The organism is Alkalibacillus aidingensis (assembly GCF_014595945.1).
Lineage (GTDB): Bacteria > Bacillota > Bacilli > Bacillales > Alkalibacillaceae > Alkalibacillus > Alkalibacillus aidingensis.
On record NZ_JABXWU010000006.1, the window covers coordinates 66755 to 86811 of the forward strand.

Consider the following 20057-nt stretch of genomic DNA (forward strand, 5'->3'; position numbering starts at 1 on the left):
TTTTTAACTTTTAAAAATATAGATTTTAATTTTTTTTTGGATAATATTTATTTTGTTTTGAATTAGGGTATTAATATATGGTAGTTTAACATTTACAAACTGTTTAAAGTTATAAGTATGTGTTTAACAACGGGGGATTCTATGTTTCTATTATTAAAAAATAGCTTTAATGATTTTAAATTAACTTATAAAAAACATCTGACTTTTGCTTTGATCTTCATGATGTTAACTAGTATTTTATTTGTTCCGATTTCATCGTTTATTTTTAACCGGTTATTATTAGTATTAGGTACACCTGCTATCGTCAACTATGAGGTTTACAATATTGCCTTAAGCTATGTTGGTTTAGCCAGCTTGTTTGCTATTGGACTTGTGGCGATCATTATCCTGTTTATACAGTTAGGTGTCATTATTAGTATTGCGCAACAGAAATATTTTGGCAAAGATATACTCATATCTGATGCGATTTTAACAACATTAACCAAAACACCAAAGCTGATTGGATTCAGTTTGATTCCCTTCATGATTTTATACTTAATCATACAGCCATTTTTTAATTCACCTTTGACTTCATTTATATTTGATTTTAATGTACCAATTTTTGTTTCTGAGAACTTATCAATGTTTTTGATAACAGTCTATTTGGCGATTATTATTTTAGCAATTTATGTATTAATAAGATTAGTTTTTACGATTCATTTTATTATCATCGAACGGAAATCGATTAGGAAAGCGATCAAGGAAAGCTTGATCTTGACTAAAAGAAATAAAATGACCATCTTATTGAGTTTAGTCGGTCTAAACGTTCTTATGTTTTTATTAAGTGCTACTATTATTTATTTGATTTCTTTAATTCCGTCAGTAATAACCGGGGTTATTGGTGATCTAATTGACTATTATTTAGTCACGTTCTCAAGTTTTATTGCTTTAGCATTTACATTACTTTTAATACCTATAAATATGATTATTTTGACACGATTATTTTATCAGTTTAAAGCTCGAAAACAAGATGACATTGAAGATACTTTAGCTGTCGTTAAAAGTAAGCGATTAGGTAGAGGGGAGAAGAGAGTTAACCAGTTTTTCCATAAAAGACGTTACCTTTTGATCGGTATTTTGGTGGCTTACGTAACAGGAATGTTTGCTTTAAACCATAATGTGAATGAAAATCTAGTTTATTTAAAGTGGAATGTAGACATTGCCGCTCACCGTGGCGACTCTGCCAATGCCCCAGAGAATTCATTGAGTGCTGTAGAGTCGGCTATTGAGATGGGGGTAGGACATGTAGAGGTGGATGTTCAAATTACTAAAGATGGTGTTGCTGTTTTGAACCATGATTTAAATCTACTAAGAATGGCAGGGGTACCGGATCGAGTTAAGGATCTAACATATGATGAGTTACAAGAATTAGAGATTGGTTCGGCCTTTTCGGAAGAATTTGCAGGTGAGAAAATTCCAAAACTAGAAGATGCCCTAGCTTTAGCTAAAGAAGCTGAAATTAATTTGTTTTTGGATCTTAAACCTGATGGAACAGTAGAGGAGCTAGCACGAGAAGTAGCTCGTTTAATAGAAGAATATGAAATGGAAGAGAATGTTTATGCGATGGCGTTTGAGTATGAGATGTTACAAGAAATACGCCGGATCAATGATGAGGTCCAAGTTGGGCAACTGATGTTTACCGCTGTCGGGAATGTCTCTAATTTAGATGTCGATTTTTACACGATTCACCAAACCATGTTATCTAGTGACTTTGTTAGTGAAGCCCGTGAGCTAGATCGTGAAGTTTGGGTTTGGGCAGTGAGTAACCGAACAGCGAATCAAGTTTTACAGTACGATATAAATGGAATTATAACCAAGAATCCGGAACGATTCCTACAAATGCTTGAAGTTAGTGAGTAAATATCGAGGCTGAGACATGATTAATTGTCTCAGCCTCAATTAATATCTTTACCGAAAATGTTTAAAAAACCAAGGGAGTAGGAAAGAAAGACAACAAGGAAGAAGGTACCCACTAGCGTACCGAAAAAGTACCAATCGCGTTTAGTGACTTTCATTTCATGATAATGTGTTCGTTCTCGTTCCCCGGTAAACCCTTTTGATTCCATGGCAATGGCTACACGCTCAGCTTTTCTAATGGCATTAGCCAATAATGGGATCGAATATCGGCGAAATTGTTGAATACGCCCACGAATCCCTTTCGCACGACCAACACCTCTAATCCGATGCGCTTGGCGAAGAACATCTAGTTCATGTTTAAAAGTTGGTAAGAAACGATAGCCTGCTAATACCCCATAAGTTAGTTTTGGTGAAAGTTTACATTGCTGCATAAGACTTAACATGAACTTCGTCGAATCGGTTGTTAAGACAAATAATAGTGATAATGCAACAAAACATAATGAACGCAAGGCTAAGCTTGCTGCAACTTCCATCGCCCCTTTAGTTATTTCAATATGCCAAAATTGAATCAGTACCGGACCACTGTCAAAAGCTTCACTCGTATATAACATTCTCATCCAAGCAAAACCTAATGCCAGTAATACGAAAGGAGAAAAAATGAGAAGCCACTTTTTAATCGATATATGGCTAAAAGCAAACGTGACAATAATAATAAATATTAAATAGATCAGTGGTGTGAAGATATCGAACATTAATCCCAGTAAAACACCAGGGATTAAGATCGCACCAGCTTTCACACTAGGATTAATAGACGAAATCATATGGTTCACCCGCCTTTTTCTGATGGCGAATTCTATAAGGTAGTCGTAATCTAGCTTCCTTAAGTGTTTGGGTTTGTTCCCATAACTCACTAGGGGAGCCTTCAAATTTTATTTTTTGATTATTTAAGACAAACACTCTTTCACAATAAGTATCGACCAAATCCATATCATGGGTGACAAACACGATCGTAGTGCCTTGTTCTTGTAGATGTTTAATAAAGAACATCAGCTCCTCAGTGGTTTGAGCATCTTGCCCAAATGTCGGTTCATCAAATAGTAATAGATCAGGTGTTTCATCCAACATGGTAGCAACACTTAGTCGTCTTTTCTGGCCCCCACTTAATGAAAAAGGGTTCCTCCATTTGAGTTCACTTAATTGAAAGTGCTTAAGTAAGTCATTTGTTCTTTGACTAGTGAGCTCCTCACCATAGTTGTTTAAAGTCATTCCAAACGCAACCTCATCAAACACCGTATCCGTAATAAATTGATGCTCAGGATTTTGAAATACAAATCCCATCTGTTTTCTAAGCTGTTGTTCCTTCCATTTCGTGAAACTCTGGCCGAGGAATTCGATCTTGCCTTGACTGGGCTTAAGAATGCCTGACATCAACTGAAGTAAAGTTGATTTGCCAGCCCCATTTTCACCAGTAATTGCAACAAACTCACCTTCATATAAGGAAAGGTTTACCTTATTTAAGATGACATCACCTTTTCGTTTGAACGTCAGGTCTTTAACAGTTAGACACGGCTTAGTTGATGATGAAATTTCTTCACATGACTTGGTGATGTACTTTTTCGCCTTCATAAAAACTTTCGGTATAAAAATTCCCTCCTGGATAAGTCGCTCCCGTTGATCGTTAAACACCTGTTCTGAAGTCCCGTTAGCTATGATATCGCCATTTTTTCCTAATACTAGTACTCTATTAATTAGGGCCAACCAGTCGTCGGCCTGGTGTTCAATGATTAAAACGGCGATATGATGTTGTTCCTTCAATCGTCTAATCAAGGTGATAAACTCTATACTAGAGACAGGGTCAAGATTGGCAGTCGGTTCATCCAGTATGAGTAACGAAGGTTGCTGTATTAAAGCTGATGCAAGGGCAACCTTCTGCTTTTGTCCACCTGAAAGTTCATGGATTTTGTGATTTCGATAGTCACTTAAACCTACCTCTTCAAGAACTTTAGTGATACGTAACCCAATTTCCTCACGTGGTGTTTTTAAGTTTTCTAACGTAAAAGCAAGTTCATCTTCAACCGTGATCATACAAAATTGGCTTTCAGGATCTTGAAAAACTACCCCAATTTGTTGGTTAAGTTCACCTTTATTAAATTCAGTGGTCTGTTTACCTTTAAAATAGATTTCTCCTGATGAGAACCCTTCAACAGCATCAGGATATAATCCGTTTAAGCATAGGGAAATCGTACTTTTACCAGACCCACTACCTCCCATAAGTAACACCGTTTCACCATGGTCGATTGAAAAACTAATATCAGAGATAAGTGGATTTTTTAAATTGTCATAATCGAAAGATAGATTCTCAACTCGTATAAGTGGTTCAAGTTTCGAAGAGTTACACTGCTTGATCATGTTCACGTTGTTCTTGTTGCTCCTTTCCGAGTGCATAACCACGAAGAACACCAGTTTTAGCCAATTGGTCACTAATCCATTTACCAAGTACACCAGCTAAAAGCGCTCCACTAACTATACGTACGGCAAATGTGGCGATAATAAGCCAAGTAGCTAGTGCAATATTCCCTGATGAATACAAGTGCCATGCGAAACTAAAGACCGCTGCGAATACACCTGCTGCAATAAGAACACGTAAGCGGTAGTCACGCCATTTTGTAATGGCAAAGGCAAATTCAGCACCAGCTCCTTGAATCGCTGCTGTTAGTATTAACATAGGGCCAGCTGGGCTTCCTAATAGTACTTGTACAACTCCAGCAATTAATTCTGAAGTAAACGCAACACCAGGTTTTCGAATAATATAAGCAGCAATGATCGATACAATAAACCAAATGCCAAATATAATTTCATAACCAAATTCTCCTAGACCAAAGGGCATTAGAAAGTTGCGAAGCCCTTGGCCGAAGAAGAAAAACATTAAATAAATGACCGCAAAGACAACGCCTAAAACGGACATTAACACAATCTCTTTAAGCTTCCATTGATTAGTCATAATAACCTCCAAGTTATTTATTTGATGGACTATTTGCTGAAATCGTAAAAGTCATCGTTACATGAGATACTGCTTCTTGTACTTTATCAAATGATTCTTCAAGTGCATGGAAAATATCTTTTACATCACCATCTAGGCGTGTCGCATAGTGAGCAGCACTCACTTCAACTCCACGTGCTTTAGAGAGGTCGATCTGTTCATATATTTTGTCCATATAATCCTCACGCCCCATAGGATATAAGGCGAATTTACAACCCGCTTGTTGTTCAATAGACTGAGAGTTTGCTAGATTAACTGGTTCATCAGTTTCAGCCATATAAACATCCGCTTCATTATCTCCAGGACAGCCGATTGAAAAAGTCCCACTCATCGCTACGTGTTCACCTGTTTTAGCAGCATGTAGAAAGATCGCTTTGGTCACATCAAATACGTGAACCATTTTCCCTCGAATACATGTACTAACATCATCTGTGTCCTTCCATACCTTTGAGCTATCCACCTCATCTAATGCCGTTAAAATAATGTCGACAAAGTTGTCACTCATTGGGTAAAGGGTGAATTGGCACCCTGCGATTCTACTTGTTCCACAATGGTTTGTCATAAATAATTCCTCCTTAAAATAAAAAACTGCACTCCCGTGGGAATGCAGTTTGGCAAGTACGTTAAAAGTAAACTTTAAAGACATACAGCTTCACTGCACTTCCCCACGCTAGTATTATCCAGATCGGGTAGTAAGGGTCAGGCTTAGCCTTCTCAGCCACTTAAAGTAGCTCCCCTAGTGCGTATTTAGACGGTTATGCAGTTTTGTTATACTTAAAGCATAATAAATCATATGAGCTTTGTAAATGATTATGAAAGGGTTTTTTCAATGAATAAGGAAAAAGTCATAGAATTAACAATTACATTCGTCAGACAAGAGCTATCAGGTGAAGGTAGTGGTCATGACTGGTGGCATATTTATCGCGTAACTGAAATGACTAAAACTATTGCGCAAGAAGAAGGCGCAGACCAGTTTATTTGTACTATGGCAGCTCTATTACATGACCTAGCTGACGAAAAGGTAGCCGGAAGTGAAGAAAAAGGGTTAGCAACGGTACGTGAGTGGTTAACTAAACAAGAAATTCCTTTAGACCAACAAGGCGAGATCATAGAAATCATTCAAACCATTTCTTTTAAAGGTGGACACGGTAAAGAGTTAACAAGCATCGAGGCACAAGTTGTTCAAGATGCCGATCGTCTTGATGCTATCGGAGCCATCGGTATTGCTAGGTGTTTTACCTTTGGTGGATCAAAGGGGCATTTAATGCACGATCCAGAGGAAAAGCCAAAAGAACAGATGACAGAAGAAGAATACCGAAAAAGAAATGGAACAGCCGTTAATCATTTTTATGAAAAGCTTTTGAAATTAAAAGACTTAATGAATACCTCAACAGGGAAAGAGTTAGCAAAAGAACGTCATCGATTTATGCAGGATTTCTTGGAGCAGTTTTATGCAGAATGGGATGGTAGAAGGTAAACTGTATGGTTAGGTTAATTCAACCTGTGTATGAGAAAATAGTAATAGATAAGAAAAGGAGTGACCTAGATGTTAAATTATCAAAGTTATCTCGAACAGTTGACCGAGTCTGCTGACGGGTCATACCCATTAATCAATCCACATACGAAAGAAGAAATTGAACGAATATCCGAATGCTCGGATGAACAGATGAAACAAGCTATTAATCAAGCTAACCAGGCTTTCGAAACGTTAAGGCGAATGACCGCACATGAGCGTTCACAAATATTAGATCGTGCTAGTGAAGTCGTTCACCACTATAAAGAATTTTTTGCTGAGACGATCGCCAAAGAAGCGGGGAAACCACTCAAATATGCCCTAGGTGAGGTGGATCGTACGGTTGAAACATTGAAATTTTCCGCTATTGAAGCTCGAAAACTTGAAGGGGAATCCATTCCGTTAGATGCAGCACCAAATGGAGCCGGGCGCGATGCTTATACTATCTTTGAACCAATTGGTGTCGTAGGAGCAATCACGCCTTTTAATTTTCCGTTAAATCTTGTTGTTCATAAGGTCGGACCTGCGATTGCAGCTGGTAATACCATCATTGTTAAACCAGCCGAAAAAACACCATTGTCCTCAATCTTATTAAGGGAGGCCTTAATAGAAGCGGGCCTACCTGAACTAGCATTGATTGTGATTACCGGAGATGGCCCAAGGTTAGGGAAAGTATTGTTAGATAGTGAGCAAATTAAAAAGGTCACATTTACTGGCAGTCCAGAAGTAGGCCGAACCATCAAATCACAAGCCGGTTTAAAAAAGGTCACCTTAGAATTAGGTAATAACTCGGCACTGTATATTGACCACAGCCAGGAACAGCGATTAGAGGATATAGCACAGCAAGCTGTCACTGGTTCCTTTTCCTATAACGGACAGGTTTGTATCAGTACTCAACGAATTTATGTTCATCAAAAGATTGCCGATCCATTTATCCAGCTATTCAAAAAGAAGACAAAAGAGCTCATTTATGGAAACCCATTAGATTCCACAACTGATATTTCAAACTTAATTGATGAAACCTCACAAAATCGGTTACTTGAATGGATTGCAGAAGCTAAAGAGTTAGGAGCCAGTGTGGTTACAGGTGGTAAGTCATACGAAGGTGGACTTGAGCCGACTGTTTTAGTAAATGTTTCACCTGAGGCTAAGATTTATAAGGAAGAAGCATTTGGACCTGTCGTTATTGTAAATACTGTCCAAGATGGTGAAGAAGCACTTGAATCGATGAACCACAGTCAATATGGACTCAATGCGGGAATCTTTACTAACGACATGAAACAAGCACTGCAATTCGGACACAAGTTAAATGTCGGACAAGTCTTAATTAATGACCTACCGACCCTTCGTTTTGATCATATGCCGTACGGTGGTCGCAAGAACTCTGGATATGGTTACGAAGGCGTGAAGTATGCGATTCAGGAAATGGTTAACCGTAAAATGATTAGCCTTAATTATTCATTTTAATTGTATATTGAAGGAACTACCCTAAGAGTCAGGGGTTAGACTGGCTTTTGGGGTAGTTTTTTATATCAGGATGAGTCTCTATTCCCGGAGTGAGGTTGAACGAGTTGTCACCGGTCAAAGAGGATGGGTCTCTATTCCCGGAGTGAGGTTGAACGAGTTGTCACCGGTCAAAGAGAGTGGGTCTCTATTCCCGGGATGAGGTTGAACGAGTTGTCACTGGTCAAAGAGAGTGGGTTTCTATTCCCGGGATGAGGTTGAACGAGTTGTCACCGGTCAAAGAGAGTGGGTCTCTATTCCCGGGATGAGGTTGAACGAGTTGTCACCGGTCAAAGAGAGTGAGTCTCTATTCCCGGGGTGAGGTTGAACGAGTTGCCACTGGTCAAAGAGGATGGGTCTCTATTCCCGGGATGAGGTTGAACGAGTTGTCACTGGTCAAAGAGAGTGGGTTTCTATTCCCGGATCATATCTCAAGCACCTTTACAAGGTAATATCCCCCTCACTCTAGCTACACAGGAAAAGAAGGATGAATTCACTGCCTCATTAAGCACCAAACATTCCATCAGAGCAACCCGGACTATTTTATGAACAATCAAATTAACTTTTATAACATATTACTTTGACACACACAGTAATATGTTATAAGATGTACTTAAAGAGGTGAAGATGATGGGAGCAAACATTTCAACAGATCTCATTCGTGGCCATACTGTCACTATTATTTTAAATATCCTTAGACAAGGTGACAGTTATGGATACGAGATTTACAAAAAAATTATCGAGTTAAGTGACAATCAGTATGAACTTAAGGAAGCAACACTCTATACAGCATTTCGAAGATTACAGAAAGAGGGCATGATTGACTCATATTGGGGTGATGAAACTCAAGGTGGTCGTAGAAAGTACTATCGTATTACAGAAGAAGGATTGGAACGTTACGAGCAAAGTAAGAAGGAATGGGAATTCGCCAAAGAGGTGTTAGATCAATTAATAACAGGAGGGGAAAATGTTGAAGAATAATCAAAAGGTTGAGACTTATATTCATGATTTATTTTCAGATGTTGGGGAAAGTCAACAACTATTCGATCTAAAACAAGAGCTTATCACCAACATGCATGAACGAATTAAAGACTATAAAGCCCAAGGTATGACTGATGAAGAAGCGTTTAAAGAAGCAAAGGTATCGATGGGAGATCTAAGCGGGTTAGTTGATGATATGCGTGAACATGGAAGAAACGAGGCAAGCCAACAAGTATATTCATCTATGAATAACCGTATTTCTATTGGTGGAATAGTGATAGGTTCGGTACTCATTCTATTTGGTTTACTGATGTCTTTAAGCATGTCGTTTATGGAGGTAGAAGCAGTGGCAGTACCCGGTACAGGGATCTTCGCCGTGATTGGCGGAGCTATTATTACTTATAGTATTCTGACACGAGAGACACCTAAAGTATTTGCGATGAACCGAATTCGTGCCGCTCTTTATGCTGTAGCTGTTGGCATCATTTTATTTGCGATCTTTGTCTCATTAACTTCTGGGTTAGCAACAGGAGAAGTATTTATTGCTATTTCTTCATTCACTGTGTTTTTTGTCGTTGGGTTTGGGTTACTGTTAGGATTACTATTAACCACCAAGTCTAGTCGTAGGAAAAATAACTAATTAGTCAGTGAAAATGATGGTCCTGTTCAGGAATCGATTGTTCTGGAAACATAATAAAGATCATCACCATCAATAAACAAGCCGTCGTTAAAAAAAGCAGTTCGTGTTTCGTTTGGAAACGTGGACTGTTTCTTTTTAATAGCATCATTACAGAAAACATCGTTGTACCGGTTAGAAGTAATAAGCACATTCTTAGTAGAAATAAGCCTTCTATCGGTGGTAGCATTACGACTAACATAGACCCCATCATCCCGGCCATAATACCTGTGAAGACACCTTCAATTTGGGTGAAAACTCCATAAAAACCCCCTAACATAAGCCCTAGTAAAGCAGAAATCCCACAACTAAGTAAGGTGGCTAATAGAAGTTGGTCCGTAAACATGGTAGCCATTAAGGATCCAATCGAAAGACCGAACGACGTACTCGTAGCCATAATTAAAGCCATCACTTCCATACGATACTGCTCTAGTTTGCAGCGATACATAAAGGTGGTGATTATGACTAGGTTAAGGGCGATAATCATGACGGAAAATATCTCAGAATCCATATACCCACTCCCCCTATAGTTGCTTGTACTAATCTATGAAGAAAACTGTAATATATGTATCTATAGTAAAATTCCTATTAAATACTTTTCCTCTAACACGTTTTTAACCATTATCTTGTTGTAACTTAAAATATCTTAGGTTTGTAACTTTATGGATTGCATACGGTACGGGGGTATGATATATTATTTTTAATATTTAATAAAAGGGGGTTTAAAATGAAGGAGAAATATATTCCAATAGCCGTTAACGGAGGTATAGGTTTTGGGTCATGGTTGAAACCAAAGCAATTAATGGTATTAGGAGAATACTTAGAAGATGATCAAGAAGTAGAGCTAACAACTTTACAGCAATTAATTATAAAGATTCCTGAAACTCAATTAGAAGAAGCGAAACAGCGATTTGATGAAGTGGGTTTACATTATTATAAAGTCGGTAATTTCGTCAAAAGTTTAAGAACGTGCAACTTTTGTAAGGGGGAAGAGGAAGAAGGTATGCCTGTAGCCAAGGAACTGAACAAACGTATCGCAGGTCAAGAAGTCCCTTTCACATTAAGGCCTGCCTATACAGGTTGTCCGGTTGGTTGTGGTGAATCACTGGTAAACGATATCGGTGTCATGAAAAAGAAAGATCTTTACCAACTATATATTGGAGGTCAGGCCAAGGGGTATAATGCCCATGTTGGAAAGCTGTTCGCGGATGACTTGGAGCCTGAGGATCTTTATTCCCTAGTGGATCGAATTCTCGAAATATACCGGGAAAAGGGAAGGAAAAGAGAAAAGTTTTCTAAGTTTGTCAATCGGTATGGTATGGAAAAAATCAAAGAAGAATTGTAAAAGCAAATAGGTTTACATATATACTATAGGGGGGTATAGTGATAATGTAAGTAACTCTTATAGGAGGTGTATCAAATGGCCAAAGAAGAAAGCCATCAAATAGACGCCAAGATTGTCCAAGATTCAGAACCGGTTGTCCCACGATCGCAATCGGAAAAGGAACAAATGCTAAACCGTTTAAAGCGAATTGAAGGACAGGTTCGTGGCCTACAAAAGATGATCGAAGACGATCGTTATTGTGTGGATGTGTTAGTTCAGATTTCTGCTGTTAATGCAGCTTTAAATAAAGTTGGTTATTCCATGATGGAACGTCATGCACGGATGTGTGTGAACCAAGCGGCTAAACAAGGTGATGGAGAGGCTTATATGGATGAATTGATGAAAGTCGTGCAGCAGTTTACGAAATAATAGGTGAAGGTGGTGCAACAAATGAAAGAAACAAGACTAGATGTATCAGGCATGACGTGTGCAGCTTGTTCAACTAGAATAGAAAAGGTTTTAAACAAGATGGACGGTGTGGAAGCAAATGTAAACCTTTCATTAGAACGGGCAGACCTCAAGTATGATGAAGACCAAGTATCTGTTGATGATGTAATTGAGAAAATTGATAAACTTGGCTACGGAGTTAAAGAAGAGAAGGTAGAGTTAGATATTCAAGGTATGACGTGTGCAGCCTGCTCAACACGAATTGAAAAAGGCCTCTCACGTATGGAAGGGGTCAATCAAGCTAATATTAATTTAGCAACCGAGTCAGGTACGATTTCATATACACCTGGAATGACTTCTATTGAAGAGATTCAAGAAAAGGTGAAAAAACTTGGTTACGAAGCGGTACTTAAGCAAGACAATGAAGAAAAGGAATCCACCAAAGAAAAAGAAATCAAAGATCAGAAAAGGAAATTTATCATTGGTGCTATTTTCTCAGTGCCGTTATTGCTGACGATGCTTAGTCACCTTCCTTTTGACGTGAATGTATCTGCCCCGACTTTTATTGAGTATCCTTGGACACAATTTGTCCTAGCAGCAGTCGTTCAATTTTATATTGGCCTGCAGTTTTATAAAGGAGCTTACCGTGCGTTAATCAATAAGAGTGCCAATATGGATGTACTTGTGGCCTTAGGGACAACAGCTGCTTTTATGTACAGCTTTGTTCAAACAGTTTTATGGCAAATGGGTGTCGTACAACATGCAGAACTCTACTATGAGGCAAGTGCGATTATTATTACATTAGTCATTCTAGGTAAATATTTAGAGGCTAATGCAAAAGGAAGAACCACTGCAGCCATTACGCAGTTATTAAATTTACAAGCAAAAGAGGCAACTGTTATACGGGACGGTGAAGAAATTAAAGTTCCCGTTGATCAAGTTCAAGTTGGTGAGCAGATCGTTGTTAGACCTGGTGAAAAAATACCTGTTGACGGTGAAGTGATTGAAGGAACCACCTCAGTTGACGAATCGATGATTACAGGTGAAGCTATTCCAGTTGATAAACAAGAAAATGATTCAGTTATTGGATCAACGATTAATAATAACGGAACGATTACCATGGTTGCAGAAAAAGTAGGAAAAGACACAGCTTTAGCTGGAATTATTAAAATTGTAGAAGATGCTCAAGGTTCAAAAGCACCGATCCAAAGAATGGTCGATAAAATCTCAAGTGTTTTCGTCCCGATCGTCGTTGTCGTGGCAATTGTCACCTTCTTTGTCTGGTTCTTCTTAGTAAACCCAGGAGTATGGCCAACAGCTTTAACTGCATCAGTCGCCGTTTTAGTAATTGCATGTCCATGTGCTTTAGGGCTTGCGACACCGACTTCAATTATGGTTGGTACTGGACGTGGTGCAGAAAACGGCATTTTGTTTAAAGGTGGCGAATACCTTGAGGGAACACATGCTATTCAAGCTGTGCTACTTGATAAAACCGGAACGATCACAGAAGGTAAACCACGAGTAACCGATGTCAAAACATTATCAGGGCAAGAAGAGGACTTTGCGTATATTGCAGCAGCAGAAAAACGTTCTGAGCACCCATTAGCTCAAGCAGTTGTCTCTTACGCAACTGAGCAAGGTGTAAATGTAGAAAATCCTGAGTCTTTTGAAGCGATCTCTGGACACGGTGTTCAAGCAGCTATCGATGAACAACAGATTCTTGTCGGTACTAGAAAGCTCATGCGTGAACAAGGGATAGATGTTGAAGCTGCTGAAGATACACTAACAATGTTCGAAGACGACGGTAAAACGGCAGTCCTTGCTGCAATTAACGATGAGTTACGTTTTGTGATTGCAATAGCTGATACTGTTAAATCAACATCAAAAGAAGCTATTCAAACGTTACAGAATGACGATATTGAAGTCTTTATGATGACAGGAGATAACACTCGTACTGCTAAAGCAGTAGCAAGAGAGGTGGGTATTCCTGAATCGCACGTTCTTGCGGAAGTCCTTCCACAACACAAAGCCGATCAAGTCGAGAAACTACAAAAAGAAGGCAAAAAAGTCGCCATGGTCGGAGACGGAATTAATGACGCCCCAGCCCTAGCAATGGCTGATATCGGAATGGCTATTGGTACAGGTACAGATGTTGCCATAGAAGCAGCCGATGTAACACTTGTTGGTGGAGACTTAAGCAACATCCCTAAAGCGATCCGACTCAGTAAGAAAACGATGCGTAATATTCGTCAGAACCTTTTCTGGGCGTTTATTTATAACAGTGCAGGCATTCCGATTGCGGCTTTTGGCTTACTCGCCCCATGGGTAGCCGGCGCAGCGATGGCCTTTAGCTCAGTATCAGTGTTGACCAATTCGTTGAGGTTGAAAGGGCAGAAGGTTTAAATAAAAATAAGTAAGCCCCCCCTTTAACTTAGGGGGTGGCTTTACCTATAAATATTGTCAAACACTAGGTGTGACTATAAAGATTTGAAGACTTCAAGCTCTTTCATAGAATTATGTGGTGACAAAGAAAATCTTACAGATTCCCTGATACTTCTAAGGTCTAATCCGATTGCTTGTAATACATATGAAGGTTCTGTACTGCTACAAGCTGAACCTGTAGATGCTGCAATAATAGGAGAAAGTTTTTTTAATAGTATTTCATTATTAATACCAATGAAACGCACATTTATAATCCCAGGAATTTTGTTTTTATTGTCTGAGTTAAACGAAACTTTGTCATAAAATTGATCGGTTAAAAGATCCTTTAATTTTAATTCTAGTTTTTCTAGCTTTGACCTATTTATTTCCAAATTTTTGTACGCAATTTTCGCAGCTTCCCCAAAGCCTGCAATATTATGAACAGAGTATGTGCCACTTCTTATATGACTCTCTTGCCCACCACCATGTAAAAGTGGGGTAATAGGAATTAATTTTCCATATTGATCACTTCTTATAATTACTGCACCGACGCCCTTTGGACCATGAAATTTATGTGCTGAGCAGGATAAGAAACTAATGCCAGATAGGTTGTTCCAATTTACTTCCACTTTCCCTATGACTTGAGTGGCGTCAGTATGGAAAAAGACACTTTTGTTTTTACAAATATTAGATATTGAAGGGATGTCATTTAATGAACCAAGCTCATTATTTCCCCAAATAATACTTACTAGAATTGTATCTTCTCTGATATTTCTTTCAACATCATGTGGATCAACTCTCCCGAATTGATCTACATCTAAATATGTTACATCAAACCCTTTTGTTTCAAGATATTCGCACACATCTAAGACAGCTTTGTGCTCAACTTTGGAAGTTATTATATGTCTCCCTTTATCACTATATTGGTCAGCAACTCCTTTTAAAACCATATTATTACTTTCCGTAGCACCATTAGTAAATATTACTTCAATTTCCTTAGCACTAAGTAAGTTTGCTACATGAGTACGAGCCTCATTAATAGCTAAGTCTGCATTTTTTGCTAAATCATAATACTTTCCAGATGGGTTTCCGAATTCAGAAGTTAGGTAAGTTAACATTTTATCTCTTACTTCTGGAAGAATGGAGGTGGTAGCACTATTATCTAGATATAGCATTATAATACCTCCTTAGCATTTTCCTGAGAAAGTTTTATTAGATTTTTTAATAATTTATCAAAATTACCAGCATGCTTATACTCATTTTCTAATAGTTTTGTACCACGATGAAGATGGGCATTAAATAAATTTGGAAAATAATCATCTTCCTGGACTTCCATTTTTGCATGTTGTCGAATGAGTGATTTGTAAAAATAATCTTGTTCACCTGTTAGGGTATTACGGTTAAACTCGATCCCATCACTTTCTGATTGTACTTCATCGGGCATAGAAGGCTCTAATATTGATAATGATATCGCAATACGTGCCAGAAGGTTGGGTGTCAATCCAGTAGAATTTTGTAAATTTTTTAATATTGCACCGGTGTATGCAGTGGTTTTTAATCGAAAGTTCATTTAGTTAACACCTTCCTTTTCTAAATGAAAGAAATGTTTTTCTATACTAGTTCTCTTGGTGATAGTGTCATAATTTAATGTATATTCGTTAGCAACAGAGTCTGATAGTAAATTATATAGTTCGATATCAATTTCTGAGTCAGTAGAGAGTATAATTGTTTGAACACCTAATTTCGGTAATAGAGTAGTTACTATTGACTGTTTATGTTTTTTGTCTAATCGTCCAAGAAGTGTATCTAATATAAAAGGCAACTCTTTTTTCGAAGAGGAAAGAGTGCCATAAATAACTGATAATACCAACAACTCCTTTTCGCCAGCAGATAATATGTCTTTATTTATCTGTTCATTATTATAATCAAGTATTTTAAGCTTAAAATCTTTATGGTTTATTTGTATTTGCTTAATATAATCTTTTTTCCTTAGTAATGCTTTAAACATTAATGAAGCAAAATATTCAATATCTTTTACTTTATTACGAAGTTGCTTTTCTTGGAATTGTTTACTGATATTAATTATTTTTTGAGATTCCTCAAAGGAAGATTTTGTTTTTTGGATATTGTATAGGTCATTTTTTATTTTTTCATATTTATTATTTAGAACGTCAATCTCATCTTGTATTTGAACTTGCCTTGTTGTTAGGGCTTCTAATTGAGACTCCAAGTTTGAATCGAGTGTATTATATTCTTCCATTTTTGTTAACATTTCTTCAAACTCTGGGGAGGAATCACTGTCTTTTAGTTTTTTCTTAAGAGCATTAATTTGACTTAATAGTTCTTTGTTGGATTCTATATGACTAAGGAAATCAGAGAGTTTTTTTTCATTTGTTGTCGACCTTAGTGAATAGACTTGTTGTGCTTCTGTTTTTGAAGCATTATGGATTATAGATGTTTCATTTACTGAAGCTAAATTAGACACTAATTTAGCTTTTAAGTTCTCTTCTATTGCCTTATCACTTTTTATACCTAAGCTTTCAATTATTTCATCAATAGGTAAATTAACTATTTTATTCTTAAGTACATTTGATACATGATATTCCTCCTCATGATTTAGTTGTTCTGTCAGCTCAGCTAATTTTGGTAATGCTATAAAGAAAGGGAGGTCCTTAGCGATGAAGTCTTTTATTTGTTCACTTAAGTGCTTTCTTTTAGCTTCCATTTCATTTATTTTCTCTTGAATTTTCGTCCGTTCTTCTATTACTAAGCCACCATGCAATGAAAAGTCATTCTTTAATGTATCGTACTTTTGTTGGATTGAATTACGCCTATCGTTAACATCTTGAATTTCTTTATTAATGTCTGTAAGAGAACTTATTTTATAATTAAGATTTGCTTCTATTTCGGTTTTCTCTTGATCTAATTTATTTTCCTCTTTAGAACGTGAACTTTGAGATATATAATTTAGTAGATCATGCTCTAGGTTCTGAAACAGATCTAGGTTAAATATCTTAGTTGAAAGTTCTTTTAAATATTTGGATAAATTGTTTTCGCTTGTTAGACTGGCAATTTCCTCTCCATCAAAAAGGCAAAGTTCTAGTAAAGAAGGAGGGAAGCTTATCCTAAGGTCTTCAAAGAAAAGATCTTTTTCAATTTCATCCAGGTGTCTATTTTCCTTCACGACTGTAACTCTCTCCTTAAGCCCTTTTTCTGAAGGAATCCACTCTCTTATAATAGAAACACTTATCCTTTTAAAATTCTCTACTAAAGAGAAATTCAATTGTATTTTAAAATTGTTGTCATAACCCTTCGATGCATTTTTGTTTAATAGTGTAGTAATTTTTTTGATATATTCACTTGAAACCGTTTTGAATCCATAAGCTAGTGGACCATAAAGTGCTAAACGAACACTTGTTAGTAGTGTAGTTTTACCAGCACCATTATTCCCCCCTATTAAAGTACAGTTTCCTCCATTTTCAGAATCAAAAGAGAAACTGTTTATCCCTTCAAAAGGACCAATGTTGTTTAGAATAATTTTTTTAAAAAGCATAATGTGCTATTCCTTTCATTATCTTATAAATGTAAGTAATCTTGTTTAAGAGCAGAGCTAATCTGGTCCATTAAACCTCTTCGTACTTTTAAGCCAGCATAATCTTTTTCAACAAGTAGTAGTTTTTTAACTAATTTGAAATCAATACCTTCTTCTTTACATAACATCTCAAGTTGTAAAAGTTCTTCCTGATCAAATAAGAGTCTTTCATCTTTTTCAACATGAAGCTCATCTTCCATAATTTCTTTAAAAATACTTGGTAGACTGTCTTCAAAATCACCGTCATTAAACCAGTGCTTTCGAATTTCTTTAAGTTCATTGTTCTGAATGAGTTCATATCCTTCATCATGAGGGTGATGTAAATTTTTTTGTACTTCTAATAATTTACTTAAAATTTCTTTTCTTGTTTCTAATGTGAAAGCGCCTAATCCTAATCTACAAAGGTTTCCTTGGTCATCTTTTATTAAGATGTCAGGGTCTTGAGAGGACGATAAATCAATGTCATGCTTCTTTAAGTAGGACTTTAATTCGCCTCTTTCAAGAATAGTAAAATTATTAAGAGGTATTAAATCTTTTTTTCTTCCTCCCTTTTTAGGTATCAATACAAAATCAGTTTGATCTATTTTTTTAATTGTTACAGGTAAGAAGTAAATTTGACCATTCATTCTATACTTCATTCTTCTTGTACGATCATCACGAATTGAGGATAACCAGTTGCGAAAATCTAGAAGTGGCTTCATCCAGTCGTGTCCACTATCAATAAAACCTGAAAGAGCCTTATCCTCATTTACAACTGTGCATACCCAACAACCGAAACGGGAATTGCCACAAGAACCAGCAGATTCTTTAACGGTTTTATCTACTACTAATGGGCATTCTCCACTCTTTGAATCGCTATATAGTCTATAAAGTTCGTAATTATCATCTCCCCAGGGAGATTCTGTATTTAATAAATAATTCCAAACGTCATCAAGATCAAAGCTCTTAATAGGTGCGTAAACATAGGCGTTGGTTAATGTAGAGTGTCTCATCAATGCTTTTCCTTCAACTGAATGGGATTTAATTACATTTGCACGAGTTGCACTTTCCTTTTCCCGAACACCTAAGACCATTATTACTTCACCAAACGAATTCACTTTGTCTTTAATAAACTGATTAGCCGGGTCAATTTTCAATCGGTCTGTACACCATCTAAATTGTTGATTAGGCGATGGATAACCTTTGCCAATAATGTTTACCCAAAAGGACTGTTCTACTATAGGTTGTACCTTATGTGTTTCAAAAGGTAAATTTAATTCAATTGCTTTTTCTTCTATTCTACGCAAGGTTGTATTAATGGATTGTATAATTAATGGGGTCTCTACTAGCGTATCAGATGAAATCACATATACCTTTTTTGTTAGTAAATTTGAGTCTAGTTCAGATAGTGCATCAAATACTAATTGAACTACAACAGTGGAGTCTTTCCCCCCACTATAACCTAGAACCCAAGGACGATCGTCATTCAAATAAACCTCTTTAATTTCCTCTTTTGCTTGGTCAATAAGGTTTACATTATCTTTATATAAATCAGAGATTATACCAGTCATTTTGATGTTCCTTTCATAAATTCATTTTCTAACGCCTCTTCCCTTTTAGTTAAGGGGAGGTTTAATAATTTTTTTATTTGAATAGCTGTTAGTTTAACAGTATTAGTGTTTTTTTGTACTCTTCCGTTATTACTAATGGCTCGTCCTTCCCATAGTTGAGTATTTGTGCGGGACCAATCTAGGTACCCAAGTTTTTCTATATACGATGACCATTCATCTGTGTGGTATTTACGTAAGTAATTAGCAACTAGTCCTATAGCTTCTAAAAAGACTCCATGTCCAACTATGTAATTCATTCTAAGTTCTTTTGGTGTGAGTTCTTTATTCATTACTTGTTTCCACTCCATAATGGAATTAGTTAAAGAGTTCCAAAACTTCATAAGGAAATCTTCATCCTGTTTTGAAATAGAGTCTCCCTTAGATACACCTAACACCCTTAAGTTAGTGTTGAATATGTGGTTTAGGGCTATTATTTTTGGAGAGTTTTTTGAAAGCGAAACTTTTTCTTTATCAGTATACCTTTTTAGAAAAGGGATTGATTCAGTAATTGTTTTTGTTGCTATAGCCAATTTATCCCTGTGGTCGTACAAAATTCCTATGGACGAGGTAGTATTCACAGCATGTCTGTTTAAATCTGAAAAAATTTGCTGTGAGTTCTTTAACCCTTTATCCAAAAAGAACACAACTGAAATTGTCTCACTACCAAGGTTGGGGTTTATTTTTAGTGCTTCTTCTATGGCAGCACGACGATGTTGTCCATCGTTTATAAGGAACCGAGAATCTAAGGAGATAGTCAAAAGTCCAGTTTCCTTAAAAGTAAGCTGTTCTGAAATTGAGGTGAACTGGACCTCTCCGTCAACCGATGCAGTAAGGGAAGAAAATACATAATCATTAGGGTTATCGACAATATAGTTGGTCATTTCTGGAATCCTATTCTTGTTTAAGATCCTTTGCGCCCTATGGTCTGGTGGGATCTCATCCTCATCAAAAAGGAAAATTTTAGGTATAACTCGCAACGGGCACATGGCGATATAATACTCTTTTCCAGCTTGGACACCTCTTATTGCAGGAAAGTTATAACTAAACCCATGTTCCATATAAAATCTCCTTTTTA

General features: G+C 37.0%; 18 protein-coding genes and 1 riboswitch. Of the genes, 8 read left to right on the forward strand and 10 right to left on the reverse strand.

Features of this window, described 5'->3' with window-relative positions; genetic code table 11:
- Positions 1-141 precede the first annotated feature (141 nt).
- Positions 142-1899, forward strand: a complete 1758-nt coding sequence (locus tag HWQ49_RS10245) for a glycerophosphoryl diester phosphodiesterase membrane domain-containing protein (RefSeq protein WP_188207522.1) — start codon at positions 142-144, stop codon at positions 1897-1899.
- 35 nt (positions 1900-1934) lie between these two features.
- Here the strand turns inward: HWQ49_RS10245 and HWQ49_RS10250 are convergent, their stop codons facing one another.
- From HWQ49_RS10250 to HWQ49_RS10265, 4 genes are read right to left on the reverse strand one after another with little or no spacing between them, the layout of a single operon-like run.
- Positions 1935-2717 carry an energy-coupling factor transporter transmembrane component T family protein gene (locus HWQ49_RS10250; protein ID WP_188207523.1) on the reverse strand — a complete coding sequence of 261 codons (783 nt, stop codon included), beginning with the start codon at positions 2715-2717 and terminating at the stop codon, positions 1935-1937.
- On the reverse strand, positions 2701-4305 hold the full coding sequence (locus HWQ49_RS10255; RefSeq protein ID WP_188207571.1) for an ABC transporter ATP-binding protein: 1605 nt from the start codon (positions 4303-4305) through the stop codon (positions 2701-2703). The genes HWQ49_RS10250 and HWQ49_RS10255 overlap by 17 nt, the downstream gene beginning before the upstream one ends.
- Positions 4289-4897 (reverse strand): ECF transporter S component, encoded by a 609-nt coding sequence (locus HWQ49_RS10260; RefSeq protein WP_188207524.1) that lies wholly within the window; start codon positions 4895-4897, stop codon positions 4289-4291. Before HWQ49_RS10260 ends, HWQ49_RS10255 begins: the two co-directional genes overlap by 17 nt.
- A gap of 13 nt (positions 4898-4910) precedes the next feature.
- Positions 4911-5498: a Ykof family thiamine-binding protein gene (locus tag HWQ49_RS10265; protein ID WP_188207525.1), complete on the reverse strand. Its 588-nt coding sequence runs from the start codon at positions 5496-5498 to the stop codon at positions 4911-4913.
- Between the two features lie 83 nt (positions 5499-5581).
- A riboswitch (TPP riboswitch) is annotated at positions 5582-5684 on the reverse strand.
- Positions 5685-5765: 81 nt separating this feature from the next.
- Here HWQ49_RS10265 and HWQ49_RS10270 point away from each other — a divergent pair.
- The 4 genes from HWQ49_RS10270 to HWQ49_RS10285 all read left to right on the forward strand — a co-directional run bounded on the left by HWQ49_RS10270 (position 5766) and on the right by HWQ49_RS10285 (position 9573).
- Complete coding sequence (locus HWQ49_RS10270) at positions 5766-6413, forward strand: HD domain-containing protein (RefSeq protein WP_188207526.1); 648 nt, start codon at positions 5766-5768, stop codon at positions 6411-6413.
- A 69-nt stretch (positions 6414-6482) separates the two neighbouring features.
- The gene (locus HWQ49_RS10275) at positions 6483-7916 is read left to right on the forward strand and encodes an aldehyde dehydrogenase family protein (protein ID WP_188207527.1); all 1434 of its coding nucleotides are present in this window, start codon (positions 6483-6485) and stop codon (positions 7914-7916) included.
- 666 nt (positions 7917-8582) lie between these two features.
- A complete protein-coding gene (locus tag HWQ49_RS10280; RefSeq protein ID WP_188207528.1) occupies positions 8583-8933 on the forward strand; it encodes a PadR family transcriptional regulator in 351 nt (116 codons plus the stop codon).
- Entirely contained in the window at positions 8920-9573 is a 654-nt protein-coding gene (locus tag HWQ49_RS10285) for a permease prefix domain 1-containing protein (RefSeq protein WP_188207529.1), read from the forward strand. The genes HWQ49_RS10280 and HWQ49_RS10285 overlap by 14 nt, the downstream gene beginning before the upstream one ends.
- A 4-nt stretch (positions 9574-9577) precedes the next feature.
- On the opposite strand, the gene HWQ49_RS10290 is transcribed toward HWQ49_RS10285, so the two are convergent.
- A complete protein-coding gene (locus tag HWQ49_RS10290) occupies positions 9578-10120 on the reverse strand; it encodes a hypothetical protein (RefSeq protein ID WP_188207530.1) in 543 nt (180 codons plus the stop codon).
- 216 nt (positions 10121-10336) lie between these two features.
- Between HWQ49_RS10290 and HWQ49_RS10295 the strand changes: the two genes are divergently transcribed.
- The 3 genes from HWQ49_RS10295 (at position 10337) to HWQ49_RS10305 (ending at position 13783) form a co-directional block, all read left to right on the forward strand.
- The gene (locus HWQ49_RS10295) at positions 10337-10954 is read left to right on the forward strand and encodes an NAD(P)/FAD-dependent oxidoreductase (protein WP_188207531.1); all 618 of its coding nucleotides are present in this window, start codon (positions 10337-10339) and stop codon (positions 10952-10954) included.
- Positions 10955-11029: 75 nt separating this feature from the next.
- Positions 11030-11362, forward strand: coding sequence for a metal-sensing transcriptional repressor (locus tag HWQ49_RS10300; RefSeq protein WP_188207532.1), 333 nt, complete (start codon positions 11030-11032; stop codon positions 11360-11362).
- Between the two features lie 12 nt (positions 11363-11374).
- Positions 11375-13783: a heavy metal translocating P-type ATPase gene (locus HWQ49_RS10305; RefSeq protein ID WP_394810773.1), complete on the forward strand. Its 2409-nt coding sequence runs from the start codon at positions 11375-11377 to the stop codon at positions 13781-13783.
- A 74-nt stretch (positions 13784-13857) separates the two neighbouring features.
- Here HWQ49_RS10305 and HWQ49_RS10310 read toward each other — a convergent pair whose 3' ends face one another.
- The 5 genes from HWQ49_RS10310 to dndB are packed head-to-tail and all read right to left on the reverse strand — an operon-like array spanning position 13858 to position 20040.
- Positions 13858-14976, reverse strand: a complete 1119-nt coding sequence (locus HWQ49_RS10310) for a cysteine desulfurase family protein (protein ID WP_188207534.1) — start codon at positions 14974-14976, stop codon at positions 13858-13860.
- Positions 14976-15371, reverse strand: coding sequence for a DNA sulfur modification protein DndE (gene dndE / locus HWQ49_RS10315; RefSeq protein WP_188207535.1), 396 nt, complete (start codon positions 15369-15371; stop codon positions 14976-14978). The genes HWQ49_RS10310 and dndE overlap by 1 nt, the downstream gene beginning before the upstream one ends.
- Entirely contained in the window at positions 15372-17354 is a 1983-nt protein-coding gene (dndD, locus tag HWQ49_RS10320) for a DNA sulfur modification protein DndD (RefSeq protein ID WP_188207536.1), read from the reverse strand.
- A 23-nt stretch (positions 17355-17377) separates the two neighbouring features.
- The gene (gene dndC, locus HWQ49_RS10325; protein WP_188207537.1) at positions 17378-18943 is read right to left on the reverse strand and encodes a DNA phosphorothioation system sulfurtransferase DndC; all 1566 of its coding nucleotides are present in this window, start codon (positions 18941-18943) and stop codon (positions 17378-17380) included.
- On the reverse strand, positions 18940-20040 hold the full coding sequence (dndB, locus tag HWQ49_RS10330) for a DNA sulfur modification protein DndB (protein ID WP_188207538.1): 1101 nt from the start codon (positions 20038-20040) through the stop codon (positions 18940-18942). The genes dndC and dndB overlap by 4 nt, the downstream gene beginning before the upstream one ends.
- Between the last annotated feature and the right edge of the window lie 17 nt (positions 20041-20057).

Coding starts and splice junctions, on each gene's coding strand:
- HWQ49_RS10295 (WP_188207531.1), top strand. CDS start 10,337: ATGAAGGAGAAATATATTCCAATAGCCGTTAACGGAGGTATAGGTTTT.
- HWQ49_RS10290 (WP_188207530.1), bottom strand. CDS start 10,120: ATGGATTCTGAGATATTTTCCGTCATGATTATCGCCCTTAACCTAGTC.
- HWQ49_RS10270 (WP_188207526.1), top strand. CDS start 5,766: ATGAATAAGGAAAAAGTCATAGAATTAACAATTACATTCGTCAGACAA.
- HWQ49_RS10245 (WP_188207522.1), top strand. CDS start 142: ATGTTTCTATTATTAAAAAATAGCTTTAATGATTTTAAATTAACTTAT.
- HWQ49_RS10300 (WP_188207532.1), top strand. CDS start 11,030: ATGGCCAAAGAAGAAAGCCATCAAATAGACGCCAAGATTGTCCAAGAT.
- HWQ49_RS10280 (WP_188207528.1), top strand. CDS start 8,583: ATGGGAGCAAACATTTCAACAGATCTCATTCGTGGCCATACTGTCACT.
- dndC (WP_188207537.1), bottom strand. CDS start 18,943: ATGACTGGTATAATCTCTGATTTATATAAAGATAATGTAAACCTTATT.
- HWQ49_RS10310 (WP_188207534.1), bottom strand. CDS start 14,976: ATGCTATATCTAGATAATAGTGCTACCACCTCCATTCTTCCAGAAGTA.
- dndD (WP_188207536.1), bottom strand. CDS start 17,354: ATGCTTTTTAAAAAAATTATTCTAAACAACATTGGTCCTTTTGAAGGG.
- HWQ49_RS10260 (WP_188207524.1), bottom strand. CDS start 4,897: ATGACTAATCAATGGAAGCTTAAAGAGATTGTGTTAATGTCCGTTTTA.
- dndB (WP_188207538.1), bottom strand. CDS start 20,040: ATGGAACATGGGTTTAGTTATAACTTTCCTGCAATAAGAGGTGTCCAA.
- HWQ49_RS10265 (WP_188207525.1), bottom strand. CDS start 5,498: ATGACAAACCATTGTGGAACAAGTAGAATCGCAGGGTGCCAATTCACC.
- HWQ49_RS10250 (WP_188207523.1), bottom strand. CDS start 2,717: ATGATTTCGTCTATTAATCCTAGTGTGAAAGCTGGTGCGATCTTAATC.
- HWQ49_RS10255 (WP_188207571.1), bottom strand. CDS start 4,305: ATGATCAAGCAGTGTAACTCTTCGAAACTTGAACCACTTATACGAGTT.
- HWQ49_RS10285 (WP_188207529.1), top strand. CDS start 8,920: ATGTTGAAGAATAATCAAAAGGTTGAGACTTATATTCATGATTTATTT.
- dndE (WP_188207535.1), bottom strand. CDS start 15,371: ATGAACTTTCGATTAAAAACCACTGCATACACCGGTGCAATATTAAAA.
- HWQ49_RS10275 (WP_188207527.1), top strand. CDS start 6,483: ATGTTAAATTATCAAAGTTATCTCGAACAGTTGACCGAGTCTGCTGAC.